We start from the raw sequence: 20,408 nt of genomic DNA on the forward strand, positions 1-20,408 counted from the left end.
TTAATCCTCCAGCTTACTGGTATCTCTTACTGCACCTTTATCGGCACTTGTAGCTAGCATTGCGTAAGCTTTTAACGCTAAAGACACCTGACGCTGACGGTCAACTGGCTTCCAAGCTTGCTTGCCTTTGGCTTCCATCGCTGCGCGGCGTGCGCCCAGTTCAACTTCGCTAATCGCCAATTTAATACTGCGCTTAGGAATATCAATCTCAATTCTGTCACCGGTCTCAACCAGTGCAATGGTGCCACCAGCTGCAGCTTCAGGCGATACGTGACCAATAGACAACCCTGAAGTACCACCAGAGAAACGACCATCGGTGATCAACGCACAAGCTGTGCCGAGCCCTTTCGATTTCAGGTAACTGGTTGGGTACAGCATCTCTTGCATGCCTGGGCCACCTTTGGGGCCTTCATAACGAATCACCACCACATCACCCGCCACGACTTCGCCACCTAAAATGCCGGCTACCGCATCATCTTGGCTCTCATACACCCGCGCCGAACCATTGAAAATGTGATTCTCTTCTTCGACACCCGCGGTTTTGACAATGCATCCATCTAGGGCAATATTGCCCGACAGCACGGCTAAGCCACCTTCTTGGCTAAAAGCATTTTCGCGGCGACGAATACAGCCTTGCTCGCGGTCATCATCGACGCTATCCCAACGGCACTCTTGGCTAAACGCTTTCGTTGTTGGGATCCCAGCAGGGCCTGCTGAGAAGAATTTGCGTACTGCCTCATCTTGAGTCTGGGCAATATCATACTTGGCCAATACGGCTTTTAGGTTTTCACCCGCCACATGGCTAACTTCATTGTGCAGCAGGCCTGCGCGGTCGAGTTCACCTAAAATACCCATGACGCCACCGGCACGGTGCACATCTTCCATATGATATTTAGGTGTCGACGGCGCCACTTTACATAAATGCGGCACCTTGCGAGACATACGATCAATATCTGCCATGGTAAAGTCGACCTTGCCCTCTTGAGCAGCGGCAAGCAGATGCAATACGGTATTACTTGAACCGCCCATAGCAATATCCAGCGCCATGGCATTTTCAAACGCTTTAAAATTAGCAATATTACGCGGCAATGCTGACTCATCGTCATGTCTGTAATAACGCGTGGCCAAATCCATCACTCGGCGACCCGCTTCTAAAAAGAGTTCGCGGCGATCTGCGTGGGTCGCAAGCATAGAGCCATTACCCGGCAGTGATAAGCCAAGCGCTTCAGTTAGACAGTTCATCGAATTAGCGGTAAACATACCTGAACAAGAACCACAGGTCGGACACGCGCTACGCTCAATTTTCTCGCTGTCTTCATCTGACACGCGGTCATCTGCCGCAGCTACCATAGCATCAACCAGATCAAGCTTGATCAGTTGATCAGATAACTTGGTCTTACCCGCTTCCATTGGGCCACCTGAGACAAAAATAACTGGAATATTCAGGCGCAAAGCGGCCATTAACATGCCCGGGGTAATTTTGTCGCAGTTTGAAATACACACCAAGGCATCGGCACAATGGGCATTCACCATGTATTCAACACTATCGGCAATCAGCTCGCGCGATGGCAAACTGTACAACATACCGCCATGGCCCATGGCGATACCATCATCAACGGCAATGGTATTAAACTCTTTGGCGATACCGCCAGCCTCTTCAATGGCCCCTGCAACCAATGAACCCATATCTTTTAGATGCACATGTCCGGGAACAAACTGAGTGAACGAGTTCGCGATGGCAATAATCGGTTTACCAAAGTCATTATCTTTCATTCCTGTCGCACGCCATAACGCGCGAGCGCCCGCCATATTGCGGCCTTCGGTACTCGTAGCTGAACGTAATTTTGCCATGACACTAATTTCCTGTGTAACAAAGGTGGCGTCACCTTTGGATTAAATTGGTATTAAATAGGTTGACCAAGCAAGGCTTAAAGTGGTTCTAACCAGCCCCATTTATCTTCTGTTTCACCGTTAAATAGGCCAAAGAAACTTTGCTGAATCTGCGCAGTAACGGGACCACGCTTACCTTCACCTACATCAATGCGATCGACACTGCGCACCGGCACTATCTCGGCCGCCGTCCCTGTCATAAAAATTTCGTCTGCTAGGTATAAAAATTCACGCGACATCGCTTCTTCAACGACCTCATAACCTAGCTCGCGCGCCAGTGTAATGATGGTATCGCGGGTGAGCCCCATCAGAATAGCCGCGGTAGCAGGAGGCGTATACAACTTTCCTTTCTTTACCACGAAAAGATTGGCACCAGCGCCTTCGCTGACTAGGCCATTAACATCTAAGGCAATGCCTTCGTCAAAGCCGTTGCGTTTTGCTTCGGTAGAGATTTGAATTGAAGACAGGTAATTGCCTCCCGCCTTAGCGCCAGTCGGAATGGTATTGGCCGCCAAACGATTCCATGATGTCACCGCCACATCAACGCCGCGTTCCATGCTGTCTTCACCTAAATATGCTCCCCATGGGAATGCCGCGACTAACAAGTCACACTGGGCATCACTTGGCGGGGTAATTCCCATGCCAACATCGCCGTAGAAAGCAAGAGGACGTAAATATGCGCTACGTAAGTCATTGGCTTGCACGCTGTCTTTACACGCTTGCATGGTTTGTTCAAAAGTATACGGAATGGGCATACGGTAGATTTTGGCTGAATCATATAAGCGTTGCACATGGTCCGTTAAGCGAAAACCTGCCGGACCTAAATGCGTATCATAGACACGGATACCTTCAAATACTGACGATCCATAATGCAATGCATGAGACATCACATGTACCTTGGCATCGCCCCAAGGCATTATTTGTCCGTTAAACCATATTAATTCTGCTTTCTTCGCGGCCATATTCTTTATTCCTATCCTTTAAACGATTAAGCACTGCTGCTTTAAGACTGTGGCTTAGTCGCTTCGACCTTGCACTCGGTTACATCAATAAGTTTTGTCAGCTGATGGGTCAGTAGCTCAACGGCTCGCTCACTTCTGACTTGCATATCGACCAGGGTCTGCCCACTGTCGTTAATGCCCATCGTTAAATTAGTTAACCTAAAGCCTCGATGGCGCACCACGCGCAATACGCGCTCAAGCACTTCAGGTTGAGATTGTAAGGTTAACGCTAGGCTGTAATTCATGTTTGTTTCTCCATCTCATCCATCATGTCGCGGTTACACGCCCCTGGTGGCACTAGCGGCCAAACGTTGTGGGCCTCATCAATACGTACATGCAACAAAAATGGTCCGTCACTGTTAAGCATTTCATCTAATGCGGCATCCACTTCATGTGCTTGAGTAATGGTGCGACCTGGAATATCAAATGCTGATGCCATCGTGACAAAGTCTGGATTATCACTGAGGTCCGTTTCGCTAAACCGCTCTTCAAAGAACAGTTGTTGCCACTGTTTCACCATGCCCAGTTTTTGGTTATCGATAAGCAGTATTTTCAGCGGAATTTGTCGGCGCTTGATGGTGGTCAGCTCTTGGACGTTCATCATAAATGACCCATCACCCGATACTGCGACTACCGCAGCATCTGGACGAGCCACTTTGGCACCTATCGCCGCGGGTAAACCAAAGCCCATCGTGCCTAAACCAGCACTTGATAAATGATCTTCTGGTCGTCTAAACCACATGTGCTGTGCAACCCACATTTGGTGTTGGCCGACATCACAGGCCACCACGCTGTCTTGGGGTAACTTGTCTGCCAAGCTCTTGAGCATTTTAGGGGCAAAAATCAAAGAACCTGGACGGTCGTATCGCCACTGATGCGCTTGTTTTAGCGTTGCAACTTCATCACACCAAGGGGCAATATTCATTGGCGTCACCAATGCCGGCAAGATCTGGCGCAAATCGCCCGCCAGTGCCACATCGGGGTGACGTAACTTACCAAACTCTGCAATGTCGATATCCAGATGGATCACTTTGGCATGCTCTGCAAAAGTAGCTAAGCGCCCAGTTACCCGATCATCAAAACGGGCACCAACCACAATCAGTAAATCGCATTCTTGCACCGCGATATTGGCAGCTTTACCACCATGCATGCCTAACATGCCTAAGTAACTGGGTTCATCATGATTGATGCTGCCCAAGCCCTTTAAGGTGGCCACAGATGGTATGCCAGTTTGCTTAATAAAATCACGCAACTGCTCTACCGCACCCGCCATGCCTACGCCGCCGCCAACATACAACATTGGCTTGCTGGCACCGCTAAGTAATTCACGGGCTTGGGCAAGTTGAACTTGCTCCACTGTCAAATGCTACTCAACCGCTTGCAAAGGGGTTTTGTATTCAAGCTGGGCAATCTGAATATCTTTGGGGATATCAACCAATACCGGCCCCGGACGACCTGATGCTGCAATCTCAAATGCCTTATACAAGGTTGGGATCAGCTCGTTGATATCGGTCACCATAAAGCTGTGTTTAGTACAAGACAGCGACATACCCAATACGTCGATCTCTTGGAAGGCATCGGTACCAATCACCGCAGTAGAAACTTGGCCGGTAATGGCCACTAGTGGTACAGAGTCAAGTAATGCATCAGCTAACGAGGTCACCAAGTTGGTGGCGCCAGGACCGGATGTCGCAAAACAAACACCGGTTTTACCACTGGCCCGCGCATACCCCACAGCCGCAAAAGCAGCACCTTGCTCATGGCGGCTAAGCAAGTGCTCAACAGGTGCGCCGTAAAGGGCGTCATAAATTGGCATAATCGCCCCACCTGGGTAACCAAACACTGTGGTAACACCATGTGCAGCTAACACCTTTATGACTGCGTCTGCGCCTCTTATCATCTGCCCTTGTTCCATCTGCTCTATCCTGCGTTTATTTGGGTTGGGGTTTACAAAGCCTGAAAAACAAAAAACCCCCGGTCCTTTCGGAGCGGGGGTTTTTGTTGCAATCTTTACCTAGTTAGGTTTGTCGATGCGCCAAGTGAAGCCCCCGCTGTGATTTAATAATCACGACGGTAATAATCTCAATAATGAGTAGGGCGACTTGGTTAAACATAAGTATCGATATTTCCTAAATAGTGTCTTTGCGTTATCTGGTAATGGTTGAGTGTTTGACTCAACAACCCTTTAATCAATACCACAAAGACCACAATTTACACAACCAAAAATGTTTTATTACCGCAGAACAATCAATTTTTGAGGCTAAACAACCCAGCCAAAATCAACCATTACCGCGATATTCCTACTCAATCCAGTGAGATTATTGCCAGCGGCTTAGCCTAGCTAAGCAACTGTTATGTATAGATTTGAGGTTTGATACCAATCAGGTCAACCGTTAAAGCTGTAACCTGATTGGACACCATCTAACCTTTTGGTTTGTTTAAATTAGCTTTCTTCAACAATACGCTTCATTTCTGTCATGTAGCCACGTAGTTCAGCACCCACAAATTCAACAGAAGTATTGCGAATCGCGTCATTGACTTCGATAAGACGCACGTTATCGACACCGTTACCACTGTCGGCTAAACCACCACCTAGGTACTCACTTGACATGTTTTGTACGTATTCACGTAACATAGGCACTGCGGCATGGTTGAATAGGTAGCAGCCATACTCAGCGGTATCTGAAATCACCACGTTCATTTCATAAAGACGCTTACGGGCAATGGTGTTAGCAATCAATGGCGTTTCATGCAGTGATTCATAGTAAGCAGATTCTTCGATGATACCCGCTGACACCATAGTATCGAACGCTAGCTCTACGCCGGCTTTGATCATGGCAACAAGGAAAATACCTTTATCGAAGTAAGTTTGCTCATCGATATGCTCATCACATGCTGGCGCATTTTCGAAACCTGTTTCGTTGGTCTCGTTACGCCATTTTAGTAGGTTGGCATCATCGTTAGCCCAATCTTCCATCATGGTTTTCGAGAATTCACCACTAATGATGTCATCCATGTGCTTTTCAAATAGCGGCGCTAAAATACCTTTTAGCTCTTCAGCCATTTCAAATGCTTTAACTTTGGCAGGGTTAGACAAACGGTCCATCATGTGAGTAATACCGCCGTGCTTAAGTGCTTCAGTGGTTGTTTCCCAACCTTGCTGAATCAACTTAGCGGCGTAGCCTGGATCAACACCATCAGCAACCATCTTTTCATAACCTAAGATGGCACCGGTTTGCAGCATGCCGCAAAGAATGGTTTGCTCACCCATTAGATCCGATTTCACTTCAGCGATGAATGATGAGTGCAATACGCCTGCACGGTCACCACCGGTGGCACTTGCATAGGCTTTAGCCACTTCAAAACCATCACCTTTAGGGTCATTTTCTGGGTGCACTGCAATCAATGTTGGTACACCAAAACCACGCTTGTACTCTTCACGTACTTCAGTGCCTGGACACTTAGGCGCCACCATAATTACAGTGATGTCTTCACGTACCTACATACCTTCTTCAACAATGTTGAAGCCATGAGAATATGATAATACTGAACCTTGCTTCATGAGCGGCATAACCGTATTTACAGCGTCGGTATGTTGCTTATCTGGAGTCAGGTTAAGTACTAAGTCTGCATCTGGAATTAGCTCTTCAAACGTCCCAACGCGGAAACCGTTACCAGTCGCTTTTTGGTAAGAGGCACGTTTTTCTGCAATCGCTTGTGGACGCAATGCAAAAGAGATATTCAAACCTGAGTCGCGCATGTTAAGGCCTTGGTTTAGACCCTGTGCACCACAACCCAAAATAACAATGTTCCAGCCTTTGATGTAGTCACAGCCTTGGCTAAATTCACTACGATCCATAAAACGGCACTGAGCCAATTGTTCTAGCTGCTGACGTAAGTTCAGAGAGTTAAAATAGTTAGCCATCTGATGTTCCACCTGTAATAAACAAATTTAGAAACTGGCTTAACCCACTGGGCCAAGCTGTGATTAAAATCACTATACCCCATGCATATGATTGCTTAAAATGATATATTCGAAATGTAGTATTGCAAAAAATGCAACACCAAGTTAATCGCTGAGGCACGCTATGGATATCCGCACCATTAAGTTGTACTTACATTTGTCTAACAGTTTGCATTTCGGCAAAACAGCCCAGCAAATGCATGTTAGCCCATCGACCTTGAGCCGAGCCATGCAGCGCTTAGAGGAAGAAGTGGGTGCCAAACTATTTCAGCGTGACAACCGCAGTGTGGCCCTCACCAATGCGGGAGTGGAATATCGTCATTTCGCCGAGCAGATGCTCGACCAGTGGACCAAGCTTAAAACCCGTTTAGACCCTAAACAAGATCTGCTCCGTGGCCGCCTAAACCTATACTGCTCAGTCACAGCGGCATACAGTCACCTACCTGCATTGCTTGACCGTTTTCGTCATGAACACCCGTTGGTAGAAATTACCCTGCATACCGGTGATGCCGCAAACGCGGTAGATATGGTGAGACAAAATCAAGCTGACATCAGTATTGCCGCCCTGCCAGAGTCGCTGCCAGATTCGGTTAACTTCACCAAAATCGATGATGTCCCCCTGTCTATCATCGCCCCAACCTTCAAATGTAAAGTGCAAGAACTCCTCAGCGAGTCCTATATCCCTTGGGACAGGTTACCGTTTATTATTCCGGAGTTTGGTCCCGGCCGTCGCCGCATCGAAACTTGGTTTAAGCAGCTAGGCCTAAATGCCAACATTTACGCACAGGTATCAGGCCAAGAAGCGATAGCCTCAATGGTGGCGTTGGGATGTGGGGTGAGCATTTCACCCGAAGTGGTGATTCAAAACAGCCCTGTGCGTGACCGAATTCAACTGTTAACCTCGCCGGTGCCCATTGCCCCGTTTGAACTCGGTTGTTGTTATCGCGTAAACCGCAGTGATGAACCGATATTGGCGGCATTCCTTAAAGTGCTATAGGCCTAACAACTATATTTAAGCTCGTCTTATTCAGGCTTTGCTATACTCTGAACACCGCACCCTAAGTAGCTTAATTCATGGATCGATTATGCAAGCTGATTGTGCTGGCAATCTTGAGTTTGTCACTCCCAAATGCCAGCGCCGAACAGGAATTTATCAAGCCTAATCTCACCTTTTGTGTTGAAGATACGGAGTTTCCTCCCTACAACTACTTTGAGCGAGTCAACGGCAACAAACAAGCCACCCAAGGCTATGATGTTGATATATTGGCTGAGGTTTTTGCTGAAACCGGTATTGAGTATAAGATTGTTGCCCTGCCTTGGCGCCGCTGCTTAAAAGAGGTCAGAGAGGGGCTTATCGACGCCGCAATGAGTGCCTCGCTTAATCCGCAACGAAAGCGAGATTACATTGCAACGCAAGCCTATTATGCGCTAACACCAAGCTACTTTTATCTACAAAGCGATTACGCTAATCCACCGAACATTGGCCATCTTGATCAACTGCTGTCACTGGGTCATGTATGCGGTATAAAAGGTTTCAACTATAGAAACTTTGGTTTAACCCAAATACAGCAGATTGACGAAATCAATGATTTAGCCCACCTTCCGGACATGCTCAAACGAAACCGCTGTGAGTTTTTCTTAGCGCGGAAAGAAACCTTGTTAGGCACCTTAGCGGTAAATAAGCTGCATCAATTTGATAGTTTAATTCAAAGTCAGCCGGTACCCAATGTTCGCTTAGAGCCTTTTCATATGCTGATCTCAAGAAAATCAGCCTATAACCATGTAATTGAAGAGCAATTTAATCGCATTGTGTCCGAGCTACAGCAAAGCGGTGAAACAGACAAAATATTGCAACGTCACTTAAACAAGCTCAAAAAGATGAATCAGTAACCGCTTTGCAGCTACTTAGGTTTGTAGGGGCAGTAATTAGGCTTAGGGCCAATTTTAGGGTGATTGCGACAAGTTTCGGGGCGTTTAGCATAGATGGTACACCGCCGTGTTTTAGCATCTAAGTACAAACAATCGTCATTGGACATGCGGGCCAGAGTATAGATATCAGCCTTGTGATTGTAATTACTGACAATGCGCGCTTTTTGCAGGCGCTTAGCGATTGATTTGCCACTTTCTTGCGCTTCAAACTCATCCACCAGCTCCATGCGCACCAAATCTGCTACGCTCACCTCAACAGGCAGCGTACAGCAAGTCGCTTGGCAGCTATCGCATAGGTTTTTGCGATACTTACTCCAAGTCGATAAATCATCAATATTGAAATAGCTGGGGTTACTGTTACGTTTTGCCACGAACTTGCCATCTTTGCACTATAAAATCTGCGCGCATTATAAGATAAACCTCACCGCTGACCTAGCCCAAGGCAAATATCCAACCGCAGTTTTTCTTCTATACTTATTCCCTACAAGCTAATCAAATGAGCGGAGGACCGCGTGATATTTGCCATTTGTCTAGTATTGCTAGGGTTATCAGGGTTACTCGCTGCCATCATTCCGACCTATCAAATGTGCGTATTACACGAACAGCACAAAGGTTGGCAATTACTGATGAGCATGATCGCCATGTTCATCTTCGGCTATATCGGCTTTATCTGGTTACTGCTGCATCGTCCCGCAGCCACATTAGAGATGATAGTCGCGGCAGTATTTGCCGGCGGCGGCATTTTTGTCTGGCTAGTCACCAAGATGAGCCGACAAACTTTAGCAAAATTACTGCAAACCATTAATGACAAAGATTACCAAGCTAATCACGATTTACTCACTAGTTTGCCCAATCGCAATCGATTTTATACACAACTTGATATTATGCTGGCCAATACCTCAAACACCTTTAGTTGCATTATGATGGACTTAAATGAATTTAAAATCATTAACGATACCCTCGGCCACGAAGCGGGTGATGAAGTGCTAAAAGAAGTCGGTAAACGTATCGCGTATGTCTGCCCACCGCAGTCGTTATCGGCACGCCTAGGCGGTGATGAATTTGCGGTAATATTACCCAATACTAATAGCCAACTTGCCAGTGAGACGGCATTGAAAATTAAACAGGCTCTGTTGCAAGATATCCAGTTTGACCAACACCGCCTCGCCGTTGGTGTCAGTATTGGCATTGCCGAATTCCCACGTAATGGCAGCGATAGACGTAGTTTGATGAAAAGTGCCGATATCGCTATGTATCATGCCAAAAACCATCATACCCCGTTCACGATTTTCGGCTCACCAGTGACGGCTAAATGATTCAAGTCGGCGATTAGCCACAGAGTAACTATTTTGCTGCTACACTCAATAGCGTCTTGATTTGTAAATTAATCACAGTAAACAAAAGGATTTGTTTATGGCTATAGCCTGTGTCAGTACACGCGCCAATAAAGGGGTGGAAGCCCCAGCGGTTACCGTAGAAGTCCACCTCAGTAACGGCTTACCTGCATTTAATCTGGTTGGCCTACCAGAAACTTCAGTTAAAGAAGCGAAAGAGCGAGTCCGCAGCGCAATCATTAATGCTGGGTTTGAGTTTCCCATGAAGCGTATCACCGTCAACTTAGCTCCCGCTGACCTGCCTAAACAGGGCGGTCGCTATGATTTACCCATCGCTATCGGCATTTTAGCGGCATCAAAGCAGATCCCGATGCAATCACTTAACGACCATGAATTTGTTGGCGAACTAGCTCTATCCGGTCAAGTCCGCTACTGCCAAGGACTGTTGCCGGTGATTGTGGATGCCAGCAAACAACACAGTAAGCTGGTTATGCCGGTAGATAATCGTCAGGAAACTGAACTGGTCGGTTATCAACACTGCTACTTTGCCACTCATCTGCAGCAACTCAGTGAATATTTACATGGCCAATCACTGCTGCCCAGAATAGATAGCCAAACCCACTGGGTGAGTGAAGAACCTAATGAGCAAATGGGCTGTCTTACCGATGTGATTGGCCAGTACCAAGCCAAACAGGCTTTAGAGATAGCCGCAGCGGGGCAACACAACTTACTGATGTTGGGCAGCCCTGGTACCGGCAAAACGATGCTCGCCAGCCGAATTATCGGCCTACTGCCCGATCTTAACTACGATCAAGCTCTGGAAGTCGCCGCAATTCACTCGGTAGCCGGTCAACCGCTATCAGTGCAACGTTTCTATCGACGTCCATTTCGAACGCCACACCATACCAGCTCAGCCACGGCGCTGGTCGGCGGTGGGACCATTCCCAAACCGGGAGAGATCTCCTTAGCTCATCATGGTGTGTTGTTTTTAGATGAGATCGCCGAGTTCCCTCGTAAGGTACTTGATTGTTTGCGTGAACCGATGGAAACGGGAGAAGTCACCATATCTCGCGCTGCCGCTAAACTAAGATTCGATAGCCGCTTTCAGCTCATCGCGGCCATGAACCCCAGCCCATGTGGTGATGTAAATCAGTCTCGGGCCAGCAGTGATCAAATCCAGCGCTACTTATCTCGCCTATCGGGGCCATTTCTCGATCGATTCGATCTGACCATTGAAGTCCCTAAACTACCTGAAGGCACCCTGACAAAAACCGACAACAGTGGTGAAACCAGCGCCGAAGTGGCGCAGCGGGTACTGCGTGCCAGAGAGATCCAACTGCAACGTTTTGGCGTGCTCAATAGCCAGCTCAGTGGTAAGCAGCTAAAACAAGCGGGCTTCCAGCATGCCGACCTGCAATTTTTAGAACAAAGTGTGCATAAATTAGGGTTGTCAGTCCGTAGTTTTCATCGACTCCAACGGGTCGCTCGTACTATTGCGGATTTACAGCAAAGTCAACAAGTTTGCCGCCGTCACATAGCCCAAGCGCTAGGCTATCGCGCCATGGATCGATTACTCAACAGCTTAAACAGTCCCTATTAATTGTGCTAAACACCAGTTAATCCCACTGGATAACGGACATTTAGGCGAATAACCCTAACTTAATCGTCTTGTCGATTGAGTGAAACGCGCGCAAAGAGTAATATAGTCGACCAAAATTTTCATTGGGGATGAAATGGGTCGCGTGTTAACAACAATCAGAGGCAGTGTGGTTTTCTGCTGCTTAGTCATCAATACTCTGTTTTGGGTTACCCCCATTTTATTTATGAGTATATTTAAACTGATCCCTCTGACAAGCATGCGCAAGCTGTGCAGCTACATCCTCGACAACTGTGCCAGTGCATGGATTTCGGTCAACTATGGCATTGAGAAACTCTTCCATCCGGTTGCGGTCAACATCAATATTGACGGCGAGCTGTCACCAAAAGACTGGTACATGGTGGTCGCTAATCACCAATCTTGGGTCGATATTTTAGTGCTGCAACGGGTATTGAATCGTAAAATTCCGTTTTTAAAGTTCTTTTTAAAACAAGAACTCATCTATGTGCCTGTACTTGGACTTGCCTGGTGGGCACTCGATTTTCCATTTATGCGCCGCTACAGCACGGCACAATTGCGAAAGAACCCTAAATTACGCGGTAAAGATATTGAAATTACGCGCCGAGCGTGTAATAAATTTAAGCACAAGCCTGTCAGCATTATGAACTTTGTTGAAGGGACTCGCTTTAGTGATAGCAAACATAGCAAGCAAAACTCGCCGTATCAGCATTTACTTAAGCCCAAAGCGGGGGGCATGGCTTTTGCGTTATCAGCAATGGGAGAGCACATTCATAAGCTAGTGAATGTGTCGATTTATTATCCTGAAGGAACACCAAGTTTTTGGCAGTTTATCAGCGGCCAAGTCAAACATATTGATATCAGCATACGCGTCAGCGAAATCAGCGACACCATGCGCGGCGACTATGTGAATGACCGGCAGTTTAAAATTGCCTTTCAAGAGCAGCTAAATACATTGTGGCAAGATAAAGATGCAGAGTTGAGTCAACTTGCCCAGCAACACGTACAACCAAAGGTATAATTTTCGCATGTTTAACTTTTTGCCCGGCCCCGTTCTTTTCTTACTAAGTAGCGTTTTATTAGTAATAAACACCGTGGTATGGAGCAGCTTTATTATTATCGGCGGCTTGATCAAGTTTGTTATGCCGATTCGCGTTATACGCACAGGGCTAAGCCATTTAATGAACCGGTTCATGTGGGCTTGGGCACTCTGCAATGGCGGCATCTTATTTCTTATCGCCAAAATCGAGTGGGATGTCGAAGGTCTGGAGGGACTTAAACCTGATGGCTGGTACTTGCTCATCAGTAATCACCTAAGTGGTTTCGATATTGCCGCGCTCACCTACGTACTGCGTAATAACATTCCAATGTTAAAGTTCTTCTTAAAAAAAGAGCTGCTCTATGTCCCCTTTATGGGGCTTGGCTGCTGGGCGCTAGATATGCCGTTTATGAATCGCACCAGCCCTAAACAGCTGAAAAAGAACCCTAGACTCAAAGGGAAAGACTTAGAAACAACCCGACGCTCTTGCGCTAAGTTTAAGTACACCCCCACCTCTATCATCAACTATGTTGAAGGCAGCCGGTTTACTAAAGAAAAACACGCTCGCCAAGGTGCGCCATACCGCTATTTATTGCGTCCCAAAGCCGGTGGTATTGCATTTACCCTTTCTGCAATGGGTGAGCAATTTACTAACTTATTGAATGTCACTTTAGTTTACCCTGACGCGCCAGACGACGTACTGGCCGGCGTAATGCACGGTAAGGTAAAACGCATTGTTGTGCGTATCGAAACCCTGCCTGTTCCTGAAGTGGATGACAAACGTTACTTCAATGATGCCGAATGCCGGGCGCAGTTCCAGCGTTGGCTAAATGGTATTTGGCAGCAAAAAGATGAGCAAATTCATCAGATATTGCTTAAACATGATTCACACCAGCTGGTGAAAGATAAACCCGCCAACGTCAATTAAAAACAGATTGGTTTTTGAATCATCGTGACATAAATAAGGCACCTTTCGGTGCCTTATTATTATCTATTCAACGGACGCTATCGCTTAAACTGGGGCTAATCTCGGCACCAAACGCACCCAGTCACCTGGAGCGGCTAGTTTGCCTTTTTGAATATCGGTTAGCACCTGATAGATTCGACGAGTATGCGGCCCGACTTCACCATCACCCACGGTCACAACACGATTGTCTTCAAAAATGTACGAACCGACTGGAGAAACCACAGCTGCGGTACCAAAGCCACCAGCTTCGATAATCTCGCCGGCTTCAATGTCGGCAAGGAATTGGTCGAGCATCACCGTTTCTTGACGCACTTCGCAGCCCAGTAACTCACCCAACTCTAATATCGATTGCGAGGTAATTGACTTCAAAATGGTGTCAGTGAACGTTGGGATAATAATGGTGCCGTCTTTACACACATGAAAGTGGTTCATCGCCCCCACTTCTTCAATCTGCTTATTATTAGCATCAAGATACAGTACTTGCGCCGCGCCATATTCCGCCGCCGCTTTACCTGCTTTTAACGATGCAGCGTAGTTACCAGCCGCTTTAGAAGCTCCTGTCCCCCCGCTCACCGCGCGATGAAAACGCTCACTGATTAGTAGGCGAATGGCTTTATCAAAACCGTCAGAGTAGTACGGACCGCTTGGACTTAAGATCACGCAGAAGGTGTACTGCTCACTCGGACTGACCGATAAACGATCTTCGGTAGCAAATAGGAATGGGCGAATATATAAGCACGCGCCATCTTGCATTGGGAACCAAAGTCTATCGACATCAATCAGAGCGTTGATGGCCGCAAGCTGTTTGTCTTCATCCAAACCTGGAATACATAAGATATCGGCAGAGCGATTAAGTCGCTGCGCATTTTTATCGAGACGGAAGGTGTAGATCTCACCGTCTTCATGCTTAAAGGCTTTAGCACCTTCAAACACCGATTGGCCGTAGTGCAGCGCAATTGCACCCGGTGCCACTTCAAAAGGACCGTAAGGTACAATCCTTGGATCTCGCCACTCCCCATCGCGATAATCCATTAAAAACATATGGTCAGTTCTGAGGTTACCAAAGCCAACATTTTCCGCTGGCTCAAACTGCTCAGTACGGCGTTCAGACGCAGGTTTTAAGTTATAGTTTATTTGCATTGTATACCACCTTGATTACTGACCTAGCAGACTATGGATGCACTAAGCTAAAGTCAAGCCAAAACACCTTAACCCTTAGTCTACTCATCTTGGTGGTAACGCATTGCCATGACGCCACACACTCAGATAAGAATCCTTGTGTTAGCTAGCAAGTCTCAAAAAAGCTTCAACAGATGGTGATGATAAGTCTTGATATTCCCCGTGCGCAGGACTATCAATAACTTAAATTTCAATTCGGCTACAGCTAACCGCTTTACCTGTTGCTAGACAGGTTTCACATGTACGCTGTTTACCATCTCCATGATCTAAGAATTGCTGTACCCGCTGGCTCAAGTCCTGCATCATTTCCTGAGTAATTGGACTTCGCCATTGGTAGCGATTCATTAAACGACTAATATGACGTAACCCATCGGTCGCATCGGGGCTTAAGTACTTCTCATCCATCAAACCACTTTGATAGGAGGAAGTCGCCCCGGCGAGAAAGAAATAGAGCATCTGGGTTAAATCCTTCACTTCTTGCTCGTTAGCATGTAACTCTCCAGCAGCCACCGCATCTTCCAATGGGTTGCGGATACAGCTCCAGAATAAGTTTACTCTGTTGCGTAAAATAGCTATTTTTTCAGGACTAGCTAATTGCCAAAACATGCTATTAATCGACACTACTCTTAATATATTAAATATTGGGCTTCTCTTAACTAACTCAAAAGTAAAAAGAAGTGGCAATACAGCTCGTTCATGAATAGTTAAATAAGGATTATCTTTAATAAAATCCGGCATTCTTGAGGAAGTTGTATTGCGTAAAAACAAACAGACTAAAACGTCCTCTTTTGATTCGAAATATTTATATAGTGTATTAGTTGAACACTCTGCACCTTTAGCTATCTGAGCAAACCTAAATGAAACAACACCTTGATTATCAATCAATTTTTCAGAAACATCCAGTAACTGATTACATCTAATTGCATCGATTTTATTTCCTGGACAATGCATATCCACCTCGTAATATTGAGTGTGTTCAAGTTTATATTACGGCCATTAAACGCTTTTTATACTTAAAAGAAACATTTTCTTGAACAGTGCCACAAAAAAGATTCTCCCCCCATATAAAGTGTGATTTTGCGCATGTTTGGTTAAATCATGAAGGCATATTGTTACCCCAAGTTAATCGGAGGCAACAATATGCAAACAAGACGTTCATTTTTAAAATTTGGTGCGAGTGCAGCCACTGTAGGTGCGCTTGCCCCTTTAACTGCACATGCCCAATCAAACCAAGTTGAATGGGATGAGTCCCATGAAGTCGTCATCGTCGGTTCTGGCTTCGCAGGCTTAGCCGCTGCAGTAGAAGCGGCGAAACTTGGCGCGAAAGATATTGTCATTTTTGAAAAGCTTGGCGTATATGGCGGTAACTCAACATTGAATGCTGGCCAAGCTTGCTTTGCCAATACCGACCTGCAAAAGAAACTAGGGATTGAAGATAGCGCCGAGCTGATGGTTCAAGACCAATTAAAATCGGGTCGCGGTTATGCCAGTGAAGAATTGCTACGCCACAGTGCTGAGCTCGGCCCCTACATCTATCAACTCACCAAAGATTGTGGTTGCGTTTATCGCGACCACATCATCAATACAGGCGGTACAAGTGCAACTCGCAGTCACCAAGTCATCGAACGCAGTGGTGCAGGTTTCATCCGCCCAATGTTGAAAACGGCTCGCAGCTATGGGGTCAAAACTAAAATCCGCCATAAGTTTGAGCACCTCATTACTGCAAAAGACGGCACAGTTCTAGGGATTCAAATTCGCAAAGGTTACCACTTCAGCCATGAGGACTCAGGCAAACTCATCAATGTAAAAGCCGAAAAAGGTGTACTCATTGCTACCGGTGGATTCGGCGCGAACGTCTCTTTTAGACAAGCACTTGATCCAAATCTTGGTGAAGAGGTCGGCTGCACCAACGCCCGAGGTGCCACCGGTGACGGCTTAGTTGCAATGCTCGCTGAGGGGGCGATGCCTGTGCATTTGAGCTTCATTCAATCTGGCCCTTGGGCATCACCAGACGAAGGTGGGTTTGGCTACGGTGCTGGTTTCTCTCTGTACAACTTCCCCCACTCAATTGCCATCGACCGTAACACGGGGCAGCGCTTCATGAACGAGACCGCAGACCGCAAAACACGCGCTGATTTAGAAGTTCAGCGTCGCGACAAAGACGGCAACCCTAATCCAGCACTATTGATCGCCCCTAAACACGAAGCAAAAAAAGATCCTTCAATGGAAAATGTACTGCGCTACAACGTTGCATGGGAATTCGATAGCGTCGAAGCCATTGCCAAGCATTTCGACCTACCACTCGCGGCACTGAAACAACAAATTAACGATTGGAACCAATACGTTAAGCAAGGTGAAGACCCGCAGTTTGGCAAACGGATGAATATGAGCACCGGCATCTACCTTACCGCTCCGTTTATCGTACAACGACTTTGGCCCAAGGTTCACTACTGCCAAGGTGGTATTCAAATTAACACTAAGGCCGAAGTGATCGCAGCCAAAAATGGCCTTCCTATCCCCCGCTTGTATGCAGCCGGTGAAGTCTCCGGTGGCGTCCATGGCGTCAGTCGCCTCGGTGGCTGCTCTACCCCTGAATGCATGGCCTTTGGTGTTACCGCTGCCCGTTCGATGATGAAAGCTTAAGGATTCACTATGAAACTAATCACCCCGTTAATCGCCCTCGTTATTAGCAGTGCTATAGCCTCGACCGCCATGGCAAGAGATCAGCGCGAGTATCACCAGATGGTTTATGACTCTGGATGCAAAACTTGCCATGACCAGGGACTTAAAAGCTTCCCATCTGACACGGCCTGTCTGCAGTGCCACGATATGAGTGACTTGGCGAAACAAACTGCTCGAAAAGGCCACGATGCCAAACAAAATCCCCATGACAGCATGCATTACGGCCAAGAAGCCCCTTGTATGGAGTGCCATGGTGAGCACACCAAAAAGCAAGCCATCTGTATGGACTGCCACAATTTCGACTACCCAAAATTTAACTAAAACTTGTAATTAAAAAAGGAAATGATGATGAAAAACTTACTAACACTTTCTGCTGTTCTACTTTCAGGTTGCGCCATCGCTGCCGACAAACCAGCAGATCAACCTTGGCACAATGAAAAGCCAACGTTATCAACAATCAATGCGCCAACCAAAGTCATGCCCATGGTGTGTAAGCAAGAACAAGCCATGGCTTACCTTAAACAGCTGCAAAGCGGCGATAAGGACATCTATACCATTAAATCAAACGATCACGGCGGCACAGGGGCCAATGAATCAGGCTGGTTAACTTGGCGCGTTGATGACCCAAGTAACTTAATTCCATGCCCTGAAGGCGGTGCGGCAGCCACAGAAGTGGGAATGTGCTGGAAGGAACTAAATGATGAACCAACCGTTATCGGTTTAGTGCGTGTCGCGCCGGGCACAGCCGCTCCTCACTATCATAGAGAAATGGAGTGTTACTACGGATTGAGTGGTCAAGGTCTCACCTGGGCACAAGAGCGCATGCAGCCTTTTGGCCCTGGTGACTATATCGAGATCCCAAGTAAAGCCATTCACTACACCCCCAATACTTATGACGATCAAGATTTGATCTACATGTACTGGTTCCCGCTTGATGGCAAATTCTCAACCTTTAAGTACCAATGGCCACAGGATGTTGGACCTGGTGAGCAACTAATGTTCGACTTTGTTCCTTACACCAACTCTAAGTTGGTTCGTTCTGGCAACGGTGGTTACGGCTGGGATGTCGTCCAAAAGTCTAAATAGTCCGGTTAAATCGTTAACTAGGAAGGGCTAGCTACGGTTAGCCCTATTAAATACCATGAAAAAATCCCTAATATTGCTACTTACTTGGCTATTGAGTACACCTCTTTACGCTACAGAAGCACTGGCGATTCTCTGGCAAAATTTGGCACCTGGTGCCAGTCATTTACCGGCAGAAACTAATGTGAATCACGAGCTAGATGGCAAGACCGTCATCATCCCTGGGTTTGTAGTACCACTTGATGGCTTAGATGTCAGTCAAAGTAAAAACTTTTTGCTCACACCTCAGCAAGGCGCCTGTTTTCATAAGCCACCAGCACCTGCTAACCAGCTTATTCATGTGGTCTTTGACGAGCCAATCGCCATTCCTAATCCTGAGCAGCCCATATACATAGCTGGCACGCTAACAATCAAACCCGCTCAATCTGGGTTTGCCAAAACCGGCTATGCGCTTAAAGGCATCGAAGCAATCAATTACCCAACAACTGCAGCTCATACAAATGAGCCTCATGCACACCAACATTGAAACACATCATCGCGTAGACAAGGAAATGAAGATGAAGACGATTGAAAAAACCAGCTTAATACTAGGCAGTGTGCTGGTCGCTAGTTGCCTTTCACCCCACGCACTAGCAGGTCACAACGAAAACGGCATCGATATTGGTGGCGCTGTTAGGGTTAACTACGCTTATCGTGATTATGACGAGTCCAACAAAGATAAATACGGCAGCTTAGACTTTGAACTGTTTGCGTTAAAGTTTAACGGCAAAATAGACGATTGGGGCTTAGCAGCTGAATATCGCCTGACCGCTGACAGTGACTACTTAAAGTATGGGTATGCATACTACGATGTAAACCCAGCATGGCAATTACAGGTCGGGGTCAATAAAGTGCCATTTGGTAACCCTGAGTTTATCTCCAACAGTTTTTGGTTTGGTCTGCCCTACTACTTAGGGTTTGAAGACAACCATGATGTAGGTATTAAAGCGTCATACAGTGATAACGGCTGGCATACCGACATGGCATTTTATAAGAACCCTATTTACAGTGCGACTGAAAATAAGCGTTATTCAGCTTCACTATACAGTGGCACCATCAATGGTACCGAATACCACAACGAAGAAACCAACGGGTTTAACCTAAGACAAACCTATACCGCCGAATATGAAGGCGGCGCGACTACCTTCGGCGGCTCGGCTCAGTACGGTCAAATCTATAACAGTGAAACTGGCAATATGGGCAATCGTTCAGCCTTCGCGGTTCACCTTGATAGCACTTATAAAGACTGGAATTTACAACTGCAAGCGATGCAGTATGAATATGATGCCGCCGATGCGAAAGACCCCAACAAAATTGGTATCGCAGTGGTGAGCTGGCAGTATGAAATCGCATCAAAAGGTCAAGCTTACAGCGTTAATCTGGCCAAGACTTTCAACACCGATTGGGGCAGTGTGAAGTGCTATAACGACTTTGGTTTAATGACACCGGATGTCGCCGATGATGACTATGACAACAGTATGCAAAACGTCACAGGTTGTGCGATAGCAGCAGGTGCAACTTACACCATGGTGGATTTTATCATGGGTAAAAACATGACCTTTTCTAGCATCAATGACCATGTAGGTTTACCGGAAATGGGTGACGATTGGGACAAGCGCGTCAACATCAACTTTGGCTACTACTTTTAAGTAGAAGTTAGAGCACGACTCGCTCACCATAAGTTAA

At 46.7% G+C, this 20,408-nt stretch carries 17 protein-coding genes and 2 pseudogenes; 11 read left to right on the plus strand and 8 right to left on the minus strand.

Features of this window, described 5'->3' with window-relative positions; genetic code table 11:
* From ilvD to ilvC, 5 genes and pseudogenes are all read right to left on the minus strand, one after another.
* Positions 1-1,851 carry a dihydroxy-acid dehydratase gene (gene ilvD, locus L865_RS0112980; protein ID WP_028773645.1) on the minus strand — a complete coding sequence of 617 codons (1,851 nt, stop codon included), beginning with the start codon at positions 1,849-1,851 and terminating at the stop codon, positions 1-3.
* Positions 1,852-1,928: 77 nt separating this feature from the next.
* On the minus strand, positions 1,929-2,852 hold the full coding sequence (locus L865_RS0112985) for a branched-chain amino acid transaminase (protein ID WP_028773646.1): 924 nt from the start codon (positions 2,850-2,852) through the stop codon (positions 1,929-1,931).
* Positions 2,853-2,893: 41 nt separating this feature from the next.
* A complete protein-coding gene (gene ilvM / locus L865_RS0112990) occupies positions 2,894-3,136 on the minus strand; it encodes an acetolactate synthase 2 small subunit (RefSeq protein ID WP_028773647.1) in 243 nt (80 codons plus the stop codon).
* Positions 3,133-4,806, minus strand: a pseudogene (gene ilvG / locus L865_RS23715) (acetolactate synthase 2 catalytic subunit). The gene ilvM and the pseudogene ilvG overlap by 4 nt, the downstream one beginning before the upstream one ends.
* A 528-nt stretch (positions 4,807-5,334) precedes the next feature.
* Positions 5,335-6,816: pseudogene (gene ilvC, locus L865_RS23720) on the minus strand (ketol-acid reductoisomerase).
* A 163-nt stretch (positions 6,817-6,979) separates the two neighbouring features.
* Between ilvC and ilvY the strand changes: the two are divergent.
* Both ilvY and L865_RS0113015 read left to right on the plus strand, forming a co-directional pair.
* The gene (gene ilvY, locus L865_RS0113010; protein ID WP_028773648.1) at positions 6,980-7,852 is read left to right on the plus strand and encodes an HTH-type transcriptional activator IlvY; all 873 of its coding nucleotides are present in this window, start codon (positions 6,980-6,982) and stop codon (positions 7,850-7,852) included.
* A gap of 77 nt (positions 7,853-7,929) precedes the next feature.
* The gene (locus L865_RS0113015) at positions 7,930-8,745 is read left to right on the plus strand and encodes a substrate-binding periplasmic protein (protein WP_028773649.1); all 816 of its coding nucleotides are present in this window, start codon (positions 7,930-7,932) and stop codon (positions 8,743-8,745) included.
* A gap of 11 nt (positions 8,746-8,756) precedes the next feature.
* Here L865_RS0113015 and L865_RS0113020 read toward each other — a convergent pair whose 3' ends face one another.
* Positions 8,757-9,155, minus strand: a complete 399-nt coding sequence (locus L865_RS0113020; RefSeq protein WP_037471120.1) for a YkgJ family cysteine cluster protein — start codon at positions 9,153-9,155, stop codon at positions 8,757-8,759.
* 141 nt (positions 9,156-9,296) lie between these two features.
* On the opposite strand from L865_RS0113020, the gene L865_RS23725 reads away from it, so the two are divergent.
* The 4 genes from L865_RS23725 to L865_RS0113040 all read left to right on the plus strand — a co-directional run bounded on the left by L865_RS23725 (position 9,297) and on the right by L865_RS0113040 (position 13,700).
* Positions 9,297-10,100: a GGDEF domain-containing protein gene (locus L865_RS23725; protein ID WP_051484593.1), complete on the plus strand. Its 804-nt coding sequence runs from the start codon at positions 9,297-9,299 to the stop codon at positions 10,098-10,100.
* 97 nt (positions 10,101-10,197) lie between these two features.
* Positions 10,198-11,718: a YifB family Mg chelatase-like AAA ATPase gene (locus L865_RS0113030; RefSeq protein WP_028773651.1), complete on the plus strand. Its 1,521-nt coding sequence runs from the start codon at positions 10,198-10,200 to the stop codon at positions 11,716-11,718.
* A gap of 133 nt (positions 11,719-11,851) precedes the next feature.
* On the plus strand, positions 11,852-12,754 hold the full coding sequence (locus L865_RS0113035; RefSeq protein ID WP_028773652.1) for an acyltransferase: 903 nt from the start codon (positions 11,852-11,854) through the stop codon (positions 12,752-12,754).
* A 7-nt stretch (positions 12,755-12,761) separates the two neighbouring features.
* Positions 12,762-13,700: an acyltransferase gene (locus L865_RS0113040; RefSeq protein WP_028773653.1), complete on the plus strand. Its 939-nt coding sequence runs from the start codon at positions 12,762-12,764 to the stop codon at positions 13,698-13,700.
* An 84-nt stretch (positions 13,701-13,784) separates the two neighbouring features.
* Here L865_RS0113040 and L865_RS0113045 read toward each other — a convergent pair whose 3' ends face one another.
* Together L865_RS0113045 and L865_RS23730 are read right to left on the minus strand one after the other, a co-directional pair.
* Positions 13,785-14,879, minus strand: a complete 1,095-nt coding sequence (locus L865_RS0113045; RefSeq protein ID WP_028773654.1) for a branched-chain amino acid aminotransferase — start codon at positions 14,877-14,879, stop codon at positions 13,785-13,787.
* Between the two features lie 222 nt (positions 14,880-15,101).
* Positions 15,102-15,869 (minus strand): TetR/AcrR family transcriptional regulator, encoded by a 768-nt coding sequence (locus L865_RS23730; RefSeq protein WP_037471122.1) that lies wholly within the window; start codon positions 15,867-15,869, stop codon positions 15,102-15,104.
* 189 nt (positions 15,870-16,058) lie between these two features.
* Between L865_RS23730 and L865_RS0113055 the strand changes: the two genes are divergently transcribed.
* From L865_RS0113055 to L865_RS0113075, 5 genes are read left to right on the plus strand one after another with little or no spacing between them, the layout of a single operon-like run.
* Complete coding sequence (locus L865_RS0113055) at positions 16,059-17,561, plus strand: flavocytochrome c (protein ID WP_028773655.1); 1,503 nt, start codon at positions 16,059-16,061, stop codon at positions 17,559-17,561.
* A 9-nt stretch (positions 17,562-17,570) separates the two neighbouring features.
* Positions 17,571-17,921, plus strand: coding sequence for a cytochrome c3 family protein (locus L865_RS0113060; RefSeq protein WP_028773656.1), 351 nt, complete (start codon positions 17,571-17,573; stop codon positions 17,919-17,921).
* Positions 17,922-17,948: 27 nt separating this feature from the next.
* Positions 17,949-18,686, plus strand: a complete 738-nt coding sequence (locus tag L865_RS0113065; RefSeq protein ID WP_245608436.1) for a cupin domain-containing protein — start codon at positions 17,949-17,951, stop codon at positions 18,684-18,686.
* A 55-nt stretch (positions 18,687-18,741) separates the two neighbouring features.
* Positions 18,742-19,209 (plus strand): DUF3299 domain-containing protein, encoded by a 468-nt coding sequence (locus L865_RS24575; protein WP_051484595.1) that lies wholly within the window; start codon positions 18,742-18,744, stop codon positions 19,207-19,209.
* A gap of 25 nt (positions 19,210-19,234) precedes the next feature.
* On the plus strand, positions 19,235-20,371 hold the full coding sequence (locus L865_RS0113075; RefSeq protein WP_028773658.1) for a hypothetical protein: 1,137 nt from the start codon (positions 19,235-19,237) through the stop codon (positions 20,369-20,371).
* Positions 20,372-20,408: the final 37 nt, after the last annotated feature.

It is taken from the genome of Shewanella waksmanii ATCC BAA-643 (genome assembly GCF_000518805.1).
GTDB classification, from domain to species: Bacteria; Pseudomonadota; Gammaproteobacteria; order Enterobacterales; family Shewanellaceae; genus Shewanella; species Shewanella waksmanii.

Bases quoted from the DNA above. Each gene is read 5' to 3' on its own strand.
- ilvD (WP_028773645.1), bottom strand. From the start codon at position 1,851: ATGGCAAAATTACGTTCAGCTACGAGTACCGAAGGCCGCAATATGGCG.
- L865_RS0112985 (WP_028773646.1), bottom strand. From the start codon at position 2,852: ATGGCCGCGAAGAAAGCAGAATTAATATGGTTTAACGGACAAATAATG.
- ilvM (WP_028773647.1), bottom strand. From the start codon at position 3,136: ATGAATTACAGCCTAGCGTTAACCTTACAATCTCAACCTGAAGTGCTT.
- ilvY (WP_028773648.1), top strand. From the start codon at position 6,980: ATGGATATCCGCACCATTAAGTTGTACTTACATTTGTCTAACAGTTTG.
- L865_RS0113015 (WP_028773649.1), top strand. From the start codon at position 7,930: ATGGATCGATTATGCAAGCTGATTGTGCTGGCAATCTTGAGTTTGTCA.
- L865_RS0113030 (WP_028773651.1), top strand. From the start codon at position 10,198: ATGGCTATAGCCTGTGTCAGTACACGCGCCAATAAAGGGGTGGAAGCC.
- L865_RS0113035 (WP_028773652.1), top strand. From the start codon at position 11,852: ATGGGTCGCGTGTTAACAACAATCAGAGGCAGTGTGGTTTTCTGCTGC.
- L865_RS0113040 (WP_028773653.1), top strand. From the start codon at position 12,762: ATGTTTAACTTTTTGCCCGGCCCCGTTCTTTTCTTACTAAGTAGCGTT.
- L865_RS0113045 (WP_028773654.1), bottom strand. From the start codon at position 14,879: ATGCAAATAAACTATAACTTAAAACCTGCGTCTGAACGCCGTACTGAG.
- L865_RS23730 (WP_037471122.1), bottom strand. From the start codon at position 15,869: ATGCATTGTCCAGGAAATAAAATCGATGCAATTAGATGTAATCAGTTA.
- L865_RS0113055 (WP_028773655.1), top strand. From the start codon at position 16,059: ATGCAAACAAGACGTTCATTTTTAAAATTTGGTGCGAGTGCAGCCACT.
- L865_RS0113060 (WP_028773656.1), top strand. From the start codon at position 17,571: ATGAAACTAATCACCCCGTTAATCGCCCTCGTTATTAGCAGTGCTATA.
- L865_RS0113065 (WP_245608436.1), top strand. From the start codon at position 17,949: ATGAAAAACTTACTAACACTTTCTGCTGTTCTACTTTCAGGTTGCGCC.
- L865_RS24575 (WP_051484595.1), top strand. From the start codon at position 18,742: ATGAAAAAATCCCTAATATTGCTACTTACTTGGCTATTGAGTACACCT.
- L865_RS0113075 (WP_028773658.1), top strand. From the start codon at position 19,235: ATGAAGATGAAGACGATTGAAAAAACCAGCTTAATACTAGGCAGTGTG.